A 14,525-nucleotide genomic window follows, 5' to 3' on the forward strand; every position below is an offset into this window, starting at 1 on the left:
GAGCGTCCATGGCTACATTCCCACGCAGAGCGTGGGAACGAGCAGATGGTGGAGGGCGGCACCGAGCGACCTGCCCGAGGAAGAGCGCACGCGTTACTACCGGGCTGAGGTCTACCTGCACAACGGGCCTCAGGAATACGACCTGATGGGCTTCACCCAGGAGCAGATCACCCGGGATGTGCTCGACCAGTTTGAAAGCCATCGGCAACTCCTTGGCCGTGTCTACAGCTAGCCGCTGAATGCTCGTTCCCACGCTCCGTGTGGGAATGTAGCCATGGACGCTCCGCGTCTGCTCTTGAAGGCGTGACGCGGAGCGTAACAGGATGCATTCCCACGCAGAGCGTGGGAACGATCATGCTGCTAGCCCAGGTTTTTGCCTAGGAGGGCGTGGTAGAGCTCACTGTCGCCCAGAATCCCTACCACCTGGTTGTTGTCATGCAACACCAGTTTGTTGCCGGTCTGATAACGAATCTGCAGCGCATCACGCATGCCGATGTTCGAATCCACCAGTGTCGGCACCCGCGCCAGACCTTCCACTGCTTGCCCCGGCGCCCAGTTCTGCAGGTTCATGGCCACGCCATTCTGGCGTGCGCCCTTGATGGTGTTGCCTTCGGCCAGGTCCAGCCAGGAATCACCGCCCGGGTCCAGGCACACTGAACCGTTGATACGCTTGCAGTTGTCCAGGGTGCGCATCAGGCTGCGGCCGCACAGTACGTTCAGCGGGTTGGTATGGGCGACGAATGTGCGCACATAGTCATCCGCCGGGTTCAGCACGATCTCTTCCGGCACGCTGTACTGGATGATTTTGCCGTCTTTCATTATTGCGATACGGCTGCCCAGCTTGAGCGCCTCGTCCAGGTCGTGGCTGACGAACACGATGGTCTTGCTCAGCTTGCGTTGCAGTTCCAGCAGTTCATCCTGCAGCCCCTGGCGAATCAACGGGTCGAGGGCGGAGAACGGTTCGTCCATCAGCAGGATGTCGGCGTCCATGGCCAGTGCGCGGGCCAGGCCGACGCGTTGCTGCATGCCACCGGACAGCTCGTCAGGCTTCTTGTTGCGCCATTGGCTCAGGCCCACCAGTTCGAGCTTGTCGTCGACCAGCTTGCGGCGGTCTTTTTCCGGGCGACCCTGCATCTCAAGGCCGAAGCTGATGTTCTCGCGCACCGTCAGCCAGGGCATCAACGCGAACTTCTGGAACACCATGGCGATGCGCTTGGTGCGCATCATTTTCAGCTCGGCAGGCGTGCAGGACGCGATATCGATCTGGCGCCCTTCATGTTCCACAAACAATTGGCCACGGCTGACGGTATTGAGGCCATTGATGCAGCGCAGCAAGCTCGACTTACCGGAGCCCGACAGGCCCATCAGTACGCAGATCTCGCCTTTCTCGATGTCCAGGCTGGCTTTTTCAACGCCGACAATCTGCCCGGTCTTTTTCAGGATCTCGTTACGGCTCATGCCCTGGTCCAGCAGCTTGAGCGCTTCGCGTGGGTCTTTGGAGAAGATCACGTCGACATTGTCGAATCGGATAATGCTCATGCATCACCCCCTACTTTAGCGTCGGGTTGTTTGCAGATGCGGTCGAGCATGATGGCCAGCAATACGATCGCCAGGCCCGCTTCAAAGCCCAGGGCGATGTCGGCGGTATTCAGCGCGTTGACCACCGGCTTGCCGAGGCCGTCGGCGCCTACCAGGGCCGCGATCACCACCATCGACAGCGACAGCATGATGCATTGGGTAATGCCGGCGGCAATGCTCGGCATGGCGTGGGGCAGTTCAATGCGCGAGAGCAACTGACGGCGCGAGCAGCCAAAGGCCTTGCCTGCGTCCATCAACTCTTGCGGTACATCGCGGATACCCAGGTAAGTCAGGCGGATAGGCGCGGCAATCGCGAACACCACCGTGGAGATCAAACCGGGCACCACACCCAGCCCGAAGAGGGTCAGGGTCGGGATGAGGTAGACGAAGGTCGGCACGGTCTGCATCAGATCGAGTACCGGCCGCATCATGGTGTAGAACAGCGGCTTGTGCGCGGCAACAATGCCCAGCGGCACGCCGATGACCACGCAGACCAGGGTGGCGAACAACACCTGCGCGAGGGTTTCCATGGTTTCCTGCCAGTACCCCAGGTTCAGGATCAGCAGGAAGGAGGCGATGACAAAAACGGTCAGGCCCCATTTGCGTTGAATAAAGTGAGCGAGTAGCGCAATCAGACCGATCAATGCCAGCGGATTGAACCAGGTCAGCGCAAACGTCACGCCGTGGATCATCGTTTCCAGTGTCGATGCGATTGCGTCGAAATAGTTGGCGCCATGTTTGGTCAACCATTCGACGAAGGCAGCGATGTACTGGCCTAGTGGGATTTTCTGTTCAGTCAGCATGGTAGTGAATGTCCACATGCGAAGGGGAAAACATCCCGGGCCAGCGCACCGGCCCGGGGTCAGCGGTGACTACTTGGCGAGATAAGCTTTTACGGCCTCCAGGCCTGGTTTGCCGTCCACGGTGGTTACGCCGGCAAGCCAGGTTTCAAGCACTTGCGGGTTCTTCTGCAGCCAGGCTTTCGCCGCGGCGTCGGGCTTCATTTTGTCGTCCAGGACGTTGCCCATCAGCGAGCTTTCCATGTTCAAGGTGAACACCAGGTTCTTCAGCAACTGACCCACGTTGCTGCATTCCTGGGTGTAGCCCTTGCGGACGTTGGTGTAGATGGTGGCCTGGCCGTAGTTGGGGCCGAACGAGTCGTCACCCCCGGTCAGGTACTTCATCTTGAAGCGGGTGTTCATCGGGTGCGGTTCCCAACCGAGGAACACAATGGCCTGGTCGCGCTTGGTGGCGCGTTCCACTTGCGAGAGCATCCCGGCTTCGCTGGACTCCACCACTTTGAAACCTGCGGTTTTCAGGCCGAAGGCGTCTTTGTCGATGAGGGTTTGAATCGTGCGGTTGCCGTCGTTACCCGGCTCTATACCGTAGATCTTGCCACCCAACTCATCCTTGAATTTGACGATATCGGCGAAGTCTTTGAGACCCTTGTTGTACAGGGCTTCGGGCACCGCCAGGGTGTACTTGGCGTTTTCCAGGTTGGCGCGCACGGTTTCCACGGTGCCGGCATCACGGTACGGCTTGATGTCGTTTTCCATGGTCGGCATCCAGTTGCCGAGGAAGACGTCCATGTTCTTGCCGTCAGCCAGGGACTTGTAGGTCACTGGTACCGAAATCATCGTGGTGCGCGGCTTGTAGCCCAGGCCCTTGAGGATTTCGCTGGTGGTCGCGGTCGTGACGGTGATGTCGGTCCAGCCGACATCGGAGAAGTTGACGGTCTGACATTGTGCCGGTTCTGCAGCGTGCGCCAGGACTGGCAGACTCAGCATGGCGGCCAACAACAACGAGGGTGAAGCTTTCATGGGGCTAGACTCCTGTGTTTTTTCTGACGGCATTCGCCGCGCTTTATAAGGGTTGCGGTTGGAGCGTGCTTTGAGGCGGCGCCACGGGGCCTTGCAAACGAGTCGAGACTGATCATGTACCAGTGAAAATCTGACGCCTACAGGGCGCGTCGTATCCAGTACAGGGAGGGTCGTATCCAGTGTCGGTGACGTCGCTTACAGATTTTTTAAGCCTCAAATCCAGGGTTTCCAGCGATCTGCACCGCAAAAAACGGCCAAAATGGCCCGTTGCCCGGGGGCGACGCTGGTGAGCATGGGTACGTCGGTGTGAGACGCCGTGGGCGGCAAAAAAAGCTTGATGATGCCGCCATTCAGGCGACTTGAGCGTAGCAGCTCCTGGTCGCCCGGCCTGTGCTCATCAAGAGGTTCCACGGCAATGGCTATCAGCGTTTTCGACTTGTTCAAGATCGGTATCGGGCCTTCGAGTTCGCACACCGTCGGCCCCATGCGCGCCGCGGCGTTGTTTGTTCAAGCACTGCGTGAGCGCGACCTGCTGGAGCAGGTGCGGCGCGTCGAGGTTCAACTATACGGTTCATTGTCGGCCACCGGTATCGGCCACGGCAGCGACACCGCCACCATCATGGGGTTGATGGGCGAATGGCCTGACGCAATCGACCCGTCGCAAATCGGTGTGCGCATCCATACCCTGCGCGAAACCGACACCCTGTTGCTCGACGGACGCCTGCCGGTGCCTTTCATCTGGGCTCGCGATATGCGCCTGCTCGACGAAAACCTGCCGTTCCATCCCAACGCCATGACGTTGGTGGTGTTCGGTGATGACGGTGAGCTGTACCGCGACACCTACTATTCGGTCGGTGGCGGTTTTGTGGTGGACGAAGCCCAGGCGCAAAGCGGTGTAGCCGACATGGACCGCACCGAACTGCCGTATGATTTTTCCAGCGCGGTGGAGCTGTTGCAGTTGTGCAAGAGCCACAACTTGCGTGTGGCCGAGTTGATGATGGCCAATGAAAGGGTCTGGCGCTCCGAAGAGGAAATCCGCAGTGGCCTGATGAAGCTTTGGCGTGCCATGCAAGACTGCGTGGAGCAGGGCCTCAAGCACGAAGGTATCTTGCCCGGCGGCCTCAACGTGCGCCGCCGCGCTGCCAAGTTGCACCGCAGTTTGCAGGAGCTGAACAAGCCCAATGTGATCGGCTCGACCTTGAGCGCCATGGAGTGGGTCAACCTGTTCGCCCTGGCGGTCAACGAAGAAAACGCCGCCGGTGGGCGCATGGTCACCGCACCCACCAACGGCGCGGCAGGGATCATCCCGGCGGTGCTGCATTACTTTATGAAGTTCAGCGAAGACGTCACCGAAGCCAACGTGGTCGACTATTTGCTCGGCGCAGCGGCGGTGGGGATTCTGTGTAAAAAGAACGCGTCGATCTCCGGTGCCGAAGTCGGCTGCCAGGGCGAAGTCGGCTCGGCCTGTGCGATGGCCGCCGCCGGGTTGGCCGAGATCCTGGGCGCCACGCCGGAACAATTGTGCAACGCGGCCGAAATTGGCCTGGAACATAACCTCGGCCTGACCTGCGATCCGGTGGGCGGGCTGGTGCAGGTGCCGTGCATCGAGCGCAATGCGATTGCGGCGGTGAAGGCGATCAATGCGGCACAAATGGCGCTGCGCGGGGATGGCCAGCACTTTATCTCCCTGGATCGGGTGATCCGCACCATGCGCGACACCGGCGCAGATATGCATGACAAGTACAAAGAAACATCGCGGGGTGGGTTGGCGGTCAGCGCGGTTGAGTGCTGAGACCGTGTCGCCTGTATCGGGGGCTTGCCCCCGATAGCAATCACCCAGGCGCCACTGCTCATAAAGTGAACACCCGGACCAAAAGCGCCACCTTTTAGAGCGTCGCAAATAGATAAGTAGCTTGCGAACGATTTGCCGCTTGACCACTGGTCATCCGTGCTTGCGGTGACAGACTTTCCCTACGCCCCCAAAGCGCCTTCCCACAAGTGCTACCGTTCTGCTCACAGCCCTTGAGTAGGGCCGTTCCTACGTCTATTTCAGGTCATATCCCGCGCATACCGCGCGGGCTTATATAGACGCGTCATCAGGTCGTTTTCAGGAGTTATTGAATGGCCATTCAATTTTAGGCACGGCATTTGCTCTACCCATTCAAAGCCTCTCGCCTTGCCGGATGAAGAGCGCAATAACAAGAGCCTCGCCTGAGGCCATCACCCGCTTTGTGTGAGGAGATACTGCGATGACGTCGTTCAACTCCGGGGCTCAACCCCAGAACCGCGCGCCTCAATCCATCGGCTTTTTGCTGCTGGACAATTTCACGCTGATTTCCCTGGCTTCAGCAGTGGAACCACTGCGTATGGCCAACCAGCTGTCCGGCCGCGAGCTGTATCGCTGGACGACCCTGAGTGTCGACGGAAACCAGGTGTGGGCCAGCGACGGTCTGCAAATCACCCCTGACGCCGCCATGCACAAAGCCCCGGCCCTGGACACGGTGATCGTGTGCGGCGGCGTGGGTATCCAGCGTACCGTGACCCGTGAGCACGTGTCGTGGCTGCAGAGCCAGGCGCGCCAGTCCCGTCGCCTCGGCGCGGTGTGCACCGGCAGTTGGGCACTGGCCTGCGCCGGTCTGCTCGACGGTTTCGATTGCAGCGTGCACTGGGAATGCCTGGCGTCGATGCAGGAAGCCTTCCCTCGCGTGTCGATGAGCACCCGGTTGTTCACCCTCGACCGTAACCGCTTCACCAGCTCCGGCGGCACCGCACCGCTGGACATGATGCTGCACCTGATCAGCCGCGATCACGGCCGTGAGCTGTCGGCCGCGATCTCCGAAATGTTTGTGTATGAACGCATCCGCAACGAACAGGACCACCAGCGTGTGCCGCTCAAGCACATGCTCGGCACCAACCAGCCGAAGCTGCAGGAAATCGTCGCGCTGATGGAGGCCAACCTCGAAGAGCCGATCGACCTGGATGAACTGGCGGTGTACGTGGCCGTATCGCGTCGCCAGCTGGAGCGCCTGTTCCAGAAATACCTGCACTGCTCGCCGTCGCGCTACTACCTCAAGCTGCGCCTGATTCGCGCGCGACAGCTGCTCAAGCAAACGCCGATGTCGATCATTGAAGTGGCGTCGGTGTGCGGGTTCGTCTCCACGCCGCACTTCTCCAAGTGCTATCGCGAATACTTCGGCATTCCGCCACGGGATGAGCGTGTGGGCTCCAACACCACCCAGCAGGTGGCGATGATGCCGATTCCGCAGGCGCTGGTGTTGTCACCGTTGTCGGGGCCGATGTCGGCGTTGAGCCAGGCTCGGAATGAGTCGACTTTTGCCAGTGTAAGGCTCTAGTCCGAGGTGCTGCTATCGGGAGCAAGCCCCCTCCCACATTTGACCGCATTCACACATCTGAATGTGTAAGCACAGTCAGTGTGGGAGGGGGGCTGCTCCTGATCAGCGGCGCCTCAGGCGCCGGAGTTCTGCTTGAACTGCACCAGAGCCGGTAACAGCTGCTTGTCGATCGCCTGGCGAACGGCCGGCAGAATCGTCGCGCTGCCGGTGTACATCTGCTCCACCATGCCCTTGAGTGCCTTGGCCCGCGCCGGGCTCAAGCCGCGTACTGCGCACTCGCAGGCCTGCTCGGCGGTGGCACCGCTGGACACTTCAAAACCCAGCGAGCGCAGTTGGCCCAGCAGGTCATCCTGGTCAATCAAATCCGCGTGCATCATGACATTCATCCTGGTGTAGAGAGCGGGGGTCGATTGGGATTCTGGTAGGCCAACGACCGGTCGGCAAGGGCAGAATCCACGAATGGCTCAGATGGCTATGGACAGGTCGTTTTCGGGCCATTTGCCGATTGAAGGAATAGGCACACTGGGCACCAGGCACACACCTTGAAGGTTTGGTCACCCTCGGGATGTCACGCTCACACCAAGCGCTCTGCCCCGATCCAGTCACGGCTGGACCGGGGCTTTTTTTGTCTGGAATCTGTAGTGACCGCACTGGCCTCTTCGCGAGTAAGCCCGCTCCCACATTTGACCGAGTTCCGCCCTTGAAATGCAATCAAGTGTGGGAGCGGGCTTGCTCGCGAAGGCCACGCTGCGGTCTACCGCTGCAACACCAGAATCCTGGAGAGCAACTCATCCCGGTCGATGTAGCACCCCTGGAAATGCCGCGCTCCGGACCCAGGGTCAAAAGCATTGCGCGCATGCAGGGTGCGGCGGTTGTCGAAGCACCACAGCTCCCCCGGATTCAGGCGCTTTACCAGGCGAAAACGCGCCTCGCGCGTCATGCCGATAAAGCGTCGATACGCGCGATACAGCAACGGCATCCGGGCAGCGCTGGTCTCGAACGGGCCGCGCAAAAAGTTGGCCATGCGGATCTCCGCCACATCACCCATGGCATCCAGTGCAATGATCGGCGCCAGGCGGCGATAGTCGCTGTGACGGTCCTTGTTGCGAAACTCCACCGGGATTTCACACAGTGCCTGGAACGCTTCGGGATCCTCCTGACGCAAGGCGCTGGCGATGGCGAACCCATCGACAAAAATGCTCTCGCCACCGTTGGCATCGTTCACCAGGCAATGCAGCAATTGCAGCCCCGGTTGCAGCTCCCGCGTAGGCAAATCGCTGTGCAGCGGCAGGTTGAAAGCCGTGTAGGCATTGCTGTCGGCATCGGCTTTGGATTGCACGTTGAACAGCACGCCAAAGTTACTCTCGCGGATAAACGCAATACGCCTGGCGACCAGCGCCAGGGAACCGGGCTCGGTGGGGACGCCACGGATTTGAGTGAGGCCGCCATCGCGCAGGGCCAGCAGCCATTGCAGCAGCGCGTTGGCGTCTTCCATGACTGCCGAATAGTCGAAAACCGGTAACTGCAACTGACTGTCCCATAGCCGGGGCTTGGGTTTTGCCGCACGCCGTTCAGCACGGGATTCATCGTCATAGGCGTGAGCCCGCAGCCAGCCGGGATCGTACCGGCTGCGGTGGCCGCCGCTCCATTCCACGCTCAGGTTGCCTTGATCAATGCGCGCAGAGGCCGCACTGAGGTCGGCATCCACATCGACGATCTCAAGAACCTGCTCGCGGGTCACGCTGTACACGCATTCCGGGCACGGGCAGTTGTCCCGCAGCCACTGATGATGAAACGGGCTGACCCGCCCATCGGCCCAATGCACAAGGAGCTTATCGGCCTGCACCTGAACCTGCGCGAGGTCGCAGATCTTCGGGTAGGTACGGAAATCGGCAACAGCGGCGGCGGTTTGCATGGCGGCTCCTTATGGTTTCTTGGGTGGCAATCCAATCACTCGGCCGAGCAGGGCAGGGCGCGGCAGGTCGGCCTGTTCGGCCAGGATGGCGGCGAGTTTTTCCAGCGTGGCCTCGGTGAACGGCGTCGCACTCGGCCCCGCCAGATCGACGTGCAACAGCATCTGTTCGTTGCCCGCCAGCTCCTTCGCATCGCCCACCTCATGCAGGCTGTGATAGAGATGCAGGCGCTTGGCGTCATGCGCGATCAGTTGGGTGTGCACTTGCACCTGCGCACCGAGTTTCACTTCGTGCAGGTAGTTCAGGTGCAGCTCCAGGGTGAACAGCGAATGGCCGCTGGCTTCGCGGTTTTCGCAGGTCAAGCCCAGGGTGTCCATCAGCGCGTCGGTGGCGTAGCTGAAGATCAGCAGGTAGAACGCGTCGCGCAGGTGGCCGTTGTAGTCCACCCAGTCAGGGTGGACCTGGGTGGTGTAGGTGGTCAGTGCGGGCATGTCAGGGTTTCCCGTTATTCGGCGAAGGTCATGCCGTGCTTGGCCTTGGTGGTTTTCACCGCTTCCAGCACCGCCAGCAGGCAGTCATCACGATAGCGCTCCAGCGCCGAAATGCTGTGTTTGCCCAGTTGATCGCTGGTGCCATCGACCACGTCGTCGATCAGCTTGTCGGTCAGTTCCGGCGCCGGCAGGTAGGTCCACGGCAATTGCAGCGCCGGGCCGAACTGCGCCATGAAATGCCGCATCCCGGCATCGCCGCCCGCCAGGGTGTAGGTGAGGAAGGTGCCCATGAACGACCAGCGCAGGCCCGCGCCAAAGCGGATGGCGTCGTCGATCTCGCCGGTGGTGGCCACGCCGTCATTGACCAGGTGCAGCGCCTCACGCCACAGCGCTTCGAGCAGGCGGTCGGCGATAAACCCGGGGACTTCCTTGCGCACGTGCAAGGGGCGCATGCCGAGGGATTCATACACCTTGATGGCCGCTTGAATCGCTTGCGGCGCGGTGTTCTTGCCGCCAACGACTTCCACCAGCGGCAACAGGTAAACCGGGTTGAACGGGTGACCGACCACGCACCGCTCAGGGTGGGTCGAGCCCTCGTAGAACTCGCTTGGCAACAGGCCGGACGTGCTCGAACCAATCAACGCATTCGGCTTGGCCGCCGCGCTGATCTTGCTGTGCAACTCCAGCTTCAATTCCAGCCGTTCCGGTGCGCTTTCCTGGATGAAGTCGGCGTCTTTAACGCACTCTTCAATGGTGGCAACAAAGCGCAGGCGGTCCTGCGACGCACCCGGTGCCAGGCCCTGTTTCTCCAGGGCGCCCCAGGCATTGGCGACGCGCTTGCGCAGGGCGGCTTCGGCCCCGGGCGCCGGGTCCCAGGCGACCACATCCAGGCCGTGGGCAAGGGCGCGGGACACCCAGCCGCTGCCGATGACGCCACTGCCCAGGGCGGCGAAGGTTTTGATTTCAGTGATAAAACTCATGGCAAATTCCTAAAGAGTTCGGTGATTCATGTGGGAGGGCCGGTTTGATTAGTGGCGTTTGGCAAGGCCCATTTTTGCCCGACCTTCAGCCGGGGTCAGAACCCGTGCGCCCAGGCGGCTGAGGATTTCACCGGCGCGTTCCACCAGTTGGCCGTTGGTGGCGAGCACGCCTTTGTCCAGCCACAGGTTGTCTTCCAGGCCGACCCGTACGTTGCCGCCCAGCAGCACCGCTTGCGCCGCCATGGGCATTTGCATGCGGCCGATGCCGAAGCCGGCCCACACCGCATCGGCCGGCAGGTTGTCGACCATGGCTTTCATGGTGGTGGTATCGGCCGGTGCGCCCCATGGGATGCCCAGGCACAGTTGAAACAGCGGGTTGTCGAGCAGGCCCTCTTTAATCATCTGCTTGGCGAACCACAGGTGGCCGGTGTCGAAGATTTCCAGTTCGGCCTTGACGCCCAGCTCCTGGATGCGTTTGGCGCCTGCACGCAGTTGCGCCGGAGTGGACACGTAAATAGTGTCGCCATCGCCAAAGTTCAGGGTGCCGCAGTCCAGGGTGCAGATTTCCGGCAGCAGCTCTTCCACGTGGGCCAGGCGGGTCAGCGGGCCGACCAGGTCAGTGTTGGGGCCGAAGTCCATCGGGCTTTCGCCGCCGCCGATTTCCAGGTCGCCGCCCATGCCGGCGGTGAGGTTGACGATAATGTCGATGTCGGCCTCACGGATCCGCTCCATCACTTCACGATACAGGGCGACGTCGCGGCTGAACTTGCCGGTTTGCGGGTCACGCACGTGGCAGTGCACCACGGTCGCGCCGGCCTTGGCGGCTTCAACGGCTGCGGCGGCGATTTGTTTGGGGGTGACCGGCACGTGCGGGCTTTTGGCGGTCGTGTCGCCAGCACCGGTGAGTGCGCAGGTGATGATGACGTCGTGGTTCATGAGGCGGTTCCTTACAGGCGTGATTTCAAAGGCGTGGCGATGCCGCTCGCGGTCGGAAGTGACCGCGAAACGGTGTTCGAAACAGGTTTACTTACTGGTCAATTGCAGGTTCGCCGCCGCCGGCTTGCCGTCGAAGGTGGTGACACCCTCCAGCCAGCGCGCCTGGTCTTGCGGGTGGTCCTTGAGCCACTGCTTGGCGGACTCGATGGGGTCCTTATGGTCCAGCAACGGCTGCATCATTCGGCTCTCATCGGCGGCGGTGAAGGTCAGGTTGGTCAGCAGCTTGTGAACGTTGGGGCACTGTTGGGCGTAGTTGGGTGAAGTCACGCTCCACACCGTGGCCATGCCTTCGTTCGGGCCGAGGGCGTCGTCGCTGCCGGTGAGGTAGGTCATGGCGACGTTGACGTTCATCGGGTGCGGCGCCCAACCGAAGAACACCACAGCCTCCTTGCGGCGTACCGCCCGGTCGACGGCGGCGAGCATGCCGGCCTCGCTGGATTCCACCAGCTGGAATTTACCCAGGCCGAACTGGTTCTTGGCAATCATGGCTTTGATCTGGGTATTGGCCCCCGAGCCTGGCTCGATGCCGTAGATCTTGCCGCCCAGCTCTTTCTCGAACTTGGCGATGTCGGCGAAGGTTTTCAGGCCCTTGTCCGCCAGGTAAGTCGGTACGGCGAGGGTGGCGCGGGCATCTTCCAGGCTGGGCTTTTCGAGCACCTTGACTTGCTTGGCGTCGACGAATGGGGTGATGGTCTGGGTCATCAGCGGGTTCCAGTACCCCAGGAACAGGTCCAGGCGCTGGTCGCGGATACCGGCGAAGATGATTTGCTGGGAGGCGCTGGTTTGTTTGGTCTTGTAGCCGAGGCCGTCGAGCAGCACTTGGGTCATGGCGCTGGTGGCGATTACGTCGGTCCAGTTCACCACGCCCATGCGCACGTTCTGGCAAGACGCCGCGTCGGCAGCCAGTACGTTCGTGCTCAAGATGGCGCTGGCGCTGAGTGCAAGCACACAGCGGCTGATCAGTCGGTTCATGGTGGATCCCTCGGCAGGTCGTTATTGTGGGGTTCCGGCGTCTTCGTGCGCCGTGAGGCCAAGTTACGCAAGCCAGGGGGCGGCAAAGCGCACGGCGGCGACCAGCTCTTGCACTGCAGCGACCTGCCCCCTTGAATCCGTGCATGAACGGGAGTATCACAGTGCCACGCTGCCCGTATGACGAGTGCGCCACCATGTCCCAGGATTTCTACTTTTTGCTGATGCCGGGTTTCTCGGCCATTGGCTTTATCTCCGCGCTGGAACCGCTGCGGGTGGCCAACCGTTTTCGGGGCGAGCTGTACCGCTGGCACGTATTGAGTGCCGATGGCGGCGCGGTGCTGGCCAGCAATGGCATGTCGGTGAATGCCGACGCCGCGCTGGAACCCCTGAAAAAAGGCGCGACGTTGCTGGTGGTCGCCGGCTTTGAACCGTTGCAGTTCGCCACGCCGGCACTGGAGCACTGGCTGCGCCGTCTCGACCACGACGGCGTGACTCTCGGGGCCATCGATACCGGTGCCTGCGTGCTCGCTGAAGCAGGCCTGCTCGACGGCTACCGCCTGACCCTGCACTGGGAGGCCATCGACGCCTTCAAGGAATCGTATCCACACTTGAGCGTGACCCAGGAACTGTTCGAGATCGACCGGCGCCGCATTACCTGCGCCGGAGGCACGGCCTCCATCGACCTGATGCTCGACCTGATCGCCCAGGCCCACGGCCCTGACCTGGCGATCCAGGTGTCCGAACAGTTCGTGCTCGGCCGTATCCGCCCACGCAAAGACCACCAGCGCATGCAGATCGCCACGCGTTACGGCATCAACAACAAGAAGTTGGTGCACGTGATCGGCGAGATGGAACAACACACGGAGCCGCCGCTGAGCACCCTGGCCTTGGCCGACGCGATCAAGGTGACCCGGCGGCAGTTGGAGCGGCTGTTTCGCCTGCACTTGAATGATACGCCGAGCAATTTCTACCTCGGCCTGCGCCTGGAAAAGGCCCGGCAACTGTTGCGCCAGAGCGGTATGAGTGTGCTGGAGGTAAGCATTGCCTGCGGGTTTGAGTCGCCGTCGTATTTCACCCGCAGCTACCGTGCGCGGTTTGCGAAATGTCCGCGGGAGGATCGGCGACGGGAGGCGGTTTGACGGGCAATTATAGTTAATTATACTCAAGGCCATAATTTATAGTTGAATCCATAATTGGGTATAAAAGCATGTCCAAGAACAGCGGCTTTGTGTTTCGCCGTCCCGCCCTGGCAAGCAGCATCGCCGACGGTCTGGTGGGGGTGGGGATTCAGGACTTCACGTCGGGGCTGTTTCTCGCGGCCCCTCGGCGCACCGGAAAAAGTACGTTCTTGCGCGAAGACCTGATCCCGGAATGTCAGTTGCGGGGTTGGCTGGCCGTCTACGTCGATCTGTGGGCCGACAAGGAGAAAGACCCAGCGCAGTTGATCGCCAGCGCTATTGCGGCGGCCCTGGCGCCCTACGAAAAAGGCATCCGTAAACTGGCCAAGAACATTGGCATCGAGAAACTGAGCTTTCTGCGTACCCTGTCCTGGGACTTTACCCAGCCACAACTGCCTGCCGGTGCGACGCTGACCCAGGCCCTGGAATTGCTCCACAGCGCCGCAGAAAAACCCGTTGTGCTGGTGATCGACGAGGCGCAGCACGCGCTGACCAGTGAATCGGGCCTCAACGCGATGTTCGCGTTGAAAGCTGCCCGGGATCAGCTCAACCAGGGCCGTGACGAGGAGGGCAGCGGTTTGCTCCTGGTGTTCACCGGTTCCAACCGCGACAAGCTGGCCCATTTGGTGTTGGGCAAGAGCCAACCGTTTTTCGGGTCGAGCATCACGCCGTTTCCGCTGCTGGGTAAAGAGTTCACCCAGGCGTACACCGCACACCTCAACGCGCACCTGGCTCAGACCAACCAATTTAATGCTGCCGATATTGATGAAGCCTTCGAGCTGGTAGGCCGGCGCCCCGAGATGCTGCGCACGATTATCGGTGAAGTGGCACTGGAGTTGGGCGCGGCGAGCAATCTGGGCCAACTGCTGCACAGTCGCGCCGAATTGCTGCGCGCCGGTGTGTGGAGCGAATTTGAAAGCGCCTGGAACGCCCTGACCCTCCCGCAGCGCGCGGTGCTGCAGGTGATGGTGGAGCGTTTGCAAAGCAATGAACCCTTTGCACCCTTTACCGACACCACGATTACCGCGGTCAGCAAGACGTTGGAGGCGATGGGCAGCGATGTGGTGCCGGGCACCCAGACGATTCAGGCCTGCATCGATGCCCTGCGCGACAAGGAACTGGTGTGGAAGTCGAGCCGGGGCGGCTATGCGCTGGAAGACAAAACGTTTGGAGATTGGCTGCAGCACAGGAGTCGTACAGCCAACTAGAGACAACGCAGGGTAGATGTGGGAGGGGGCTTGCTC

At 61.2% G+C, this 14,525-nt stretch carries 13 protein-coding genes and 1 pseudogene; 5 read left to right on the top strand and 9 right to left on the bottom strand.

The features are described from left to right. Positions 1–49: 49 nt before the first annotated feature. Positions 50–232, top strand: a pseudogene (locus tag MJP36_RS04415) (hypothetical protein); the annotation flags it as partial. Positions 233–360: 128 nt separating this feature from the next. Here the strand turns inward: MJP36_RS04415 and choV are convergent. The 3 genes from choV to MJP36_RS04430 form a co-directional block, all read right to left on the bottom strand. Then, the gene (gene choV / locus MJP36_RS04420; RefSeq protein WP_104994887.1) at positions 361–1,539 is read right to left on the bottom strand and encodes a choline ABC transporter ATP-binding protein; all 1,179 of its coding nucleotides are present in this window, start codon (positions 1,537–1,539) and stop codon (positions 361–363) included. Further along, positions 1,536–2,381 carry a choline ABC transporter permease subunit gene (gene choW, locus MJP36_RS04425; RefSeq protein ID WP_017139374.1) on the bottom strand — a complete coding sequence of 282 codons (846 nt, stop codon included), beginning with the start codon at positions 2,379–2,381 and terminating at the stop codon, positions 1,536–1,538. The genes choV and choW overlap by 4 nt, the downstream gene beginning before the upstream one ends. A 69-nt stretch (positions 2,382–2,450) precedes the next feature. Beyond that, the gene (locus MJP36_RS04430) at positions 2,451–3,398 is read right to left on the bottom strand and encodes a choline ABC transporter substrate-binding protein (protein ID WP_244384948.1); all 948 of its coding nucleotides are present in this window, start codon (positions 3,396–3,398) and stop codon (positions 2,451–2,453) included. A 415-nt stretch (positions 3,399–3,813) separates the two neighbouring features. Here MJP36_RS04430 and MJP36_RS04435 point away from each other — a divergent pair, with 415 nt between their 5' ends. Together MJP36_RS04435 and gbdR are read left to right on the top strand one after the other, a co-directional pair. Further along, a complete protein-coding gene (locus MJP36_RS04435) occupies positions 3,814–5,190 on the top strand; it encodes an L-serine ammonia-lyase (protein WP_060753383.1) in 1,377 nt (458 codons plus the stop codon). A gap of 457 nt (positions 5,191–5,647) precedes the next feature. Next, positions 5,648–6,751, top strand: coding sequence for a choline metabolism transcriptional regulator GbdR (gbdR, locus tag MJP36_RS04440; RefSeq protein ID WP_060753382.1), 1,104 nt, complete (start codon positions 5,648–5,650; stop codon positions 6,749–6,751). A gap of 113 nt (positions 6,752–6,864) precedes the next feature. On the opposite strand, the gene MJP36_RS04445 is transcribed toward gbdR, so the two are convergent. The 6 genes from MJP36_RS04445 to MJP36_RS04470 form a co-directional block, all read right to left on the bottom strand. Continuing rightward, on the bottom strand, positions 6,865–7,128 hold the full coding sequence (locus MJP36_RS04445; protein ID WP_028618238.1) for a hypothetical protein: 264 nt from the start codon (positions 7,126–7,128) through the stop codon (positions 6,865–6,867). Positions 7,129–7,505: 377 nt separating this feature from the next. Continuing rightward, on the bottom strand, positions 7,506–8,666 hold the full coding sequence (locus MJP36_RS04450; RefSeq protein WP_244384949.1) for a gamma-butyrobetaine dioxygenase: 1,161 nt from the start codon (positions 8,664–8,666) through the stop codon (positions 7,506–7,508). Between the two features lie 9 nt (positions 8,667–8,675). Then, complete coding sequence (locus tag MJP36_RS04455; RefSeq protein ID WP_244384950.1) at positions 8,676–9,155, bottom strand: thioesterase family protein; 480 nt, start codon at positions 9,153–9,155, stop codon at positions 8,676–8,678. 14 nt (positions 9,156–9,169) lie between these two features. Further along, complete coding sequence (locus tag MJP36_RS04460; RefSeq protein ID WP_060753378.1) at positions 9,170–10,135, bottom strand: L-carnitine dehydrogenase; 966 nt, start codon at positions 10,133–10,135, stop codon at positions 9,170–9,172. A 48-nt stretch (positions 10,136–10,183) separates the two neighbouring features. Further along, on the bottom strand, positions 10,184–11,071 hold the full coding sequence (cdhC, locus tag MJP36_RS04465; RefSeq protein WP_060753377.1) for a 3-dehydrocarnitine:acetyl-CoA trimethylamine transferase CdhC: 888 nt from the start codon (positions 11,069–11,071) through the stop codon (positions 10,184–10,186). A gap of 87 nt (positions 11,072–11,158) precedes the next feature. Then, positions 11,159–12,103 (bottom strand): choline ABC transporter substrate-binding protein, encoded by a 945-nt coding sequence (locus tag MJP36_RS04470; protein WP_060753376.1) that lies wholly within the window; start codon positions 12,101–12,103, stop codon positions 11,159–11,161. A 194-nt stretch (positions 12,104–12,297) separates the two neighbouring features. Here MJP36_RS04470 and MJP36_RS04475 point away from each other — a divergent pair, with 194 nt between their 5' ends. After that, complete coding sequence (locus MJP36_RS04475; protein WP_060753676.1) at positions 12,298–13,242, top strand: GlxA family transcriptional regulator; 945 nt, start codon at positions 12,298–12,300, stop codon at positions 13,240–13,242. 68 nt (positions 13,243–13,310) lie between these two features. Beyond that, on the top strand, positions 13,311–14,489 hold the full coding sequence (locus MJP36_RS04480) for an ATP-binding protein (RefSeq protein WP_060753375.1): 1,179 nt from the start codon (positions 13,311–13,313) through the stop codon (positions 14,487–14,489). The last annotated feature ends 36 nt before the right edge of the window (positions 14,490–14,525 follow it).

Source organism: Pseudomonas palleroniana (assembly GCF_022836895.1).
Classification (GTDB): Bacteria; Pseudomonadota; Gammaproteobacteria; order Pseudomonadales; family Pseudomonadaceae; genus Aquipseudomonas; species Aquipseudomonas palleroniana.

Coding starts and splice junctions, on each gene's coding strand:
- choV (WP_104994887.1), bottom strand. CDS start 1,539: ATGAGCATTATCCGATTCGACAATGTCGACGTGATCTTCTCCAAAGAC.
- MJP36_RS04480 (WP_060753375.1), top strand. CDS start 13,311: ATGTCCAAGAACAGCGGCTTTGTGTTTCGCCGTCCCGCCCTGGCAAGC.
- MJP36_RS04460 (WP_060753378.1), bottom strand. CDS start 10,135: ATGAGTTTTATCACTGAAATCAAAACCTTCGCCGCCCTGGGCAGTGGC.
- MJP36_RS04445 (WP_028618238.1), bottom strand. CDS start 7,128: ATGATGCACGCGGATTTGATTGACCAGGATGACCTGCTGGGCCAACTG.
- MJP36_RS04470 (WP_060753376.1), bottom strand. CDS start 12,103: ATGAACCGACTGATCAGCCGCTGTGTGCTTGCACTCAGCGCCAGCGCC.
- MJP36_RS04435 (WP_060753383.1), top strand. CDS start 3,814: ATGGCTATCAGCGTTTTCGACTTGTTCAAGATCGGTATCGGGCCTTCG.
- MJP36_RS04430 (WP_244384948.1), bottom strand. CDS start 3,398: ATGAAAGCTTCACCCTCGTTGTTGTTGGCCGCCATGCTGAGTCTGCCA.
- choW (WP_017139374.1), bottom strand. CDS start 2,381: ATGCTGACTGAACAGAAAATCCCACTAGGCCAGTACATCGCTGCCTTC.
- gbdR (WP_060753382.1), top strand. CDS start 5,648: ATGACGTCGTTCAACTCCGGGGCTCAACCCCAGAACCGCGCGCCTCAA.
- MJP36_RS04455 (WP_244384950.1), bottom strand. CDS start 9,155: ATGCCCGCACTGACCACCTACACCACCCAGGTCCACCCTGACTGGGTG.
- MJP36_RS04475 (WP_060753676.1), top strand. CDS start 12,298: ATGTCCCAGGATTTCTACTTTTTGCTGATGCCGGGTTTCTCGGCCATT.
- cdhC (WP_060753377.1), bottom strand. CDS start 11,071: ATGAACCACGACGTCATCATCACCTGCGCACTCACCGGTGCTGGCGAC.
- MJP36_RS04450 (WP_244384949.1), bottom strand. CDS start 8,666: ATGCAAACCGCCGCCGCTGTTGCCGATTTCCGTACCTACCCGAAGATC.